This is a genomic window from Saccharomonospora saliphila YIM 90502, from assembly GCF_000383795.1.
In the GTDB taxonomy this organism is placed as follows: domain Bacteria; phylum Actinomycetota; class Actinomycetes; order Mycobacteriales; family Pseudonocardiaceae; genus Saccharomonospora; species Saccharomonospora saliphila.
On the sequence record NZ_KB912634.1, the window covers coordinates 6,808 to 9,944 of the forward strand.

Annotated in this window: 3 protein-coding genes and 1 pseudogene; all 4 read right to left on the reverse strand. The window is 73.0% G+C overall.

Features of this window, described 5'->3' with window-relative positions; genetic code table 11:
• Positions 1 to 596, reverse strand: a pseudogene (locus SACSA_RS25715) (protein translocase subunit SecD); the annotation flags it as partial.
• A gap of 173 nt (positions 597 to 769) precedes the next feature.
• The gene (yajC, locus tag SACSA_RS0104880) at positions 770 to 1,186 is read right to left on the reverse strand and encodes a preprotein translocase subunit YajC (RefSeq protein WP_019814013.1); all 417 of its coding nucleotides are present in this window, start codon (positions 1,184 to 1,186) and stop codon (positions 770 to 772) included.
• Between the two features lie 140 nt (positions 1,187 to 1,326).
• Positions 1,327 to 2,409, reverse strand: a complete 1,083-nt coding sequence (gene ruvB / locus SACSA_RS0104885; RefSeq protein ID WP_019814015.1) for a Holliday junction branch migration DNA helicase RuvB — start codon at positions 2,407 to 2,409, stop codon at positions 1,327 to 1,329.
• Positions 2,410 to 2,424: 15 nt separating this feature from the next.
• On the reverse strand, positions 2,425 to 3,033 hold the full coding sequence (ruvA, locus tag SACSA_RS0104890) for a Holliday junction branch migration protein RuvA (RefSeq protein WP_019814017.1): 609 nt from the start codon (positions 3,031 to 3,033) through the stop codon (positions 2,425 to 2,427).
• Positions 3,034 to 3,137 lie beyond the last annotated feature (104 nt).

Genomic DNA, 3,137 nt, shown 5'->3' on the forward strand with positions numbered 1-3,137 from the left:
GGCTGGGCCGCCGCGGCGGGCGCACCGCCCCCGCCGCCGTCCTGACCGGCCTGCTCCCCTGAACCTGCCTCGCTGTTCCGGCCGTCGGCACCGTTCGCCTCGGCACCGTCCTGGCCGGTGCCTTCCTGACCGCCGGTGCCTTCCTGACCGCCGGTGCCCTGCTCGCCCTGGTCGCCACTGCCCTGCTGCTGCCCGGGCGGCATGGCGGAGGCGCCCGCGGGCTGAGCCGCGAGCACCTTGCGGAAGCCGAGCTTGGCGGTCTGGCCGAGCGTCTTGGCCTGCTCGCCCTCCTCACCGGGCACGGTGATCACGACGTTGTCGCCGTCGAGAACCACCTCGGCGCCGCTGACACCGATTCCGTTGACCCGGTTCTCGATGATCTCGCGCGCCTGCTGTAGCTGCTCGCGCGACGGCTCGGACCCGTCCGGCGTCCGGGCCGTCAGGGTGACACGCGTGCCACCCTCGAGGTCGATCCCGAGCTTGGGCGTCGCGTCGCCGCCCCCGGTGAAGAACACCAGTGAGTACAGCGCCGCCACGATCACGACGAAGAACGCGAAATATCGTCCCGGGCGAATCTGCCCGGCCGGAGGTGCCACGGTCGGTCGCTCTCCTCGAACTGGCTCGACGGCTGACGGGTCCGCGCGGCCCCGCTATCCCGCTCGTGCGCGGGAAGCGGACACGCACAGCACCGAGACCCTACTCGGTGCCGTGCGCACGCGACAGGGCGGGATCACGCCGGCGCGGGACACCGGCGCACCCACGACCCGGGTTACTTCTTGCCGTGCTCCAGCGGCGGGGCCACCTGCGGGCCGTCGGCGCGCTCGTCACCGGCGTCGGCCGCGGAGGCGGCGCCCACCGGCTCGTCGGCGGAGTCGGTCGCCTGGGCGTTGGTCTCCGAGACGTCGTCGTCCTCGTCGTCGGCGACCGGGTTGATCCGCTCGCGCACCGCCTGGCGCAGCCAGGTCGTCACGACGCCTTCGGCGATCTCCAGGTCGATGGTGCTGTCGTCGCTCGCGTCGACCACGGTGGCGTACAGGCCGGACGTGGTCATCACGCGGTCACCCTCGGCCAGGCTGCTCTGCAGGTTCTGCTGCTCGGCCATGGCCTTCTTCTGCTTGCGCGTGGCCATGATCAGCGGCAGCGCGACGACGAGCATCAGCAGAAGCGGCAGGATGAGGCCGTCCATGGTTCTCCATTCGACGGACGCCGCCTTCTCCAAGCGAAACGTCCGAGTTTGTCCGGATGTGCTGTCTTCGAGTGTGCCAGGCGCTGCCGAGAAATCGAGCACCGGTGGCACACGCCTCGGTACGCCACCCCGGCATCACCTCAGTCGAACAGGGTCGGCGACACCGGGTCAACCCCACCCGCCGACGGCGGTGCCAGCCCGAGGTGCTCCCACGCGAGACTGGTCGCGACGCGGCCCCGTGGGGTGCGCGCGAGCATACCCGCCCGCACGAGGTACGGCTCACACACCTCCTCGACCGTGGTCGGTTCCTCACCGACCGCCACCGCGAGGGTGGACACGCCGACCGGCCCGCCGCCGAAGGACCGCACGAGCGCGTCCAGCACCGCGCGGTCGAGTCGGTCGAGGCCCAGCTCGTCCACGTCGTAGACCGCGAGCGCGGCCCGCACGACCGGCAGACTCGCCCGGCCGTCCGCGCGCACTTCGGCGTAGTCGCGGACCCGGCGCAGCAACCGGTTCGCGATGCGCGGTGTGCCCCGGGAACGCCGGGCGATCTCCGCGCCGCCCTCGGCGTCGACGACGATGCCGAGGATCTCGGCCGAGCGCCACACGACCTGTTCGAGTTCCTCCGGGGAGTAGAACTCCATCTGGCCGGTGAACCCGAACCGGTCCCGCAGCGGCCCGGTCAGCGCGCCGGACCGGGTGGTCGCGCCGACCAGCGTGAACGGCGCGACCTCGAGCGGGATGCTCGTCGCCCCCGGCCCCTTGCCGACCACCACGTCGACCCGGAAGTCCTCCATCGCCAGGTAGAGCATCTCCTCGGCGGGGCGCGCGATGCGGTGAATCTCGTCGATGAACAGCACGTCGCCCTCGGTGAGGTTCGACAGCATCGCCGCCAGGTCCCCGGCCCGCTCCAGCGCGGGCCCGGACGTGATGCGGATGGCCGAGTCCAGTTCCGCCGCGATGATCATGGCCATGCTGGTCTTGCCGAGGCCCGGCGGGCCGGACAGCAGCACGTGGTCGGGCGGCACGCCGCGCCTGCGGGCGCTGTGCAGCACCAGTTCGAGCTGTTCACGCACCCGCGGCTGGCCCACGAAGTCACCGAGCGTGCGCGGCCGCAACGCCGTCTCGACCTCGCGCTCCCCCGTCTGGGCCACCGCCGACAGCGGCACGTCGGAGGCCGTGCCGGAGCCGTCGGCCGGGTCGGTCCTGTCGTCATCGTGCACGAGATTCGCTCCGGCTCAGCTCTTCCTGCCCAGGGTGGCCAGCGCCGCCCGCAGCACCCCGGAGGTGTCGTCGGGTGCGTGGCCGGCCACCTTCTCCACGGCCTGCTCCGCCTGTTTCGCGGTGAAGCCGAGCCCGACCAGCGCCTGCACCACGTCGGCCACGACGTCGGCGCGCGCGGGACCCTGCGCCTGGTGGGTGTCCGGTTCCGGCCCGGGCGCGGCGTCGGCGGCCACCTTGTCCCGCAGTTCCAGGGTGAGCCGCTCGGCGCCCTTGCGACCGATGCCGGGCACCTGCGTCAGCACGGTGATGTTGCCCTCGACCAGCGCGGTGCGGAGCTTGTCCGGTTCCAGCACGGCCAGGGCGGCCAGCGCCAGTCTCGGCCCGATCCCGGACACGGTCTGGAGCAGGCCGAACAGGTCCCGCGCCTCGGCGTCGGCGAACCCGAACAGCGTCAGCGCGTCCTCGCGCACCACCAGCACGGTGTGCAGGTGCGCCTGCTCGCCGCGCCGCAGCGTCGCCAAGGTCGCGGGGGTGGCCTGTACGGACAGGCCGACGCCGCCGACCTCGACCACCGCGTGGTCGAGCCCGACGGAGAGCACCTCCCCGCGCACCGACGAGATCATGTCGTCACTCCTGTCGCCGGGCCGCCGCCTCGGTTCTGACCGCCGGTCCGCCCGCCCGTCCCGGCACCTCCGGCCTGCCGGGCCGCGGTGTCGGCGCGCCCGGA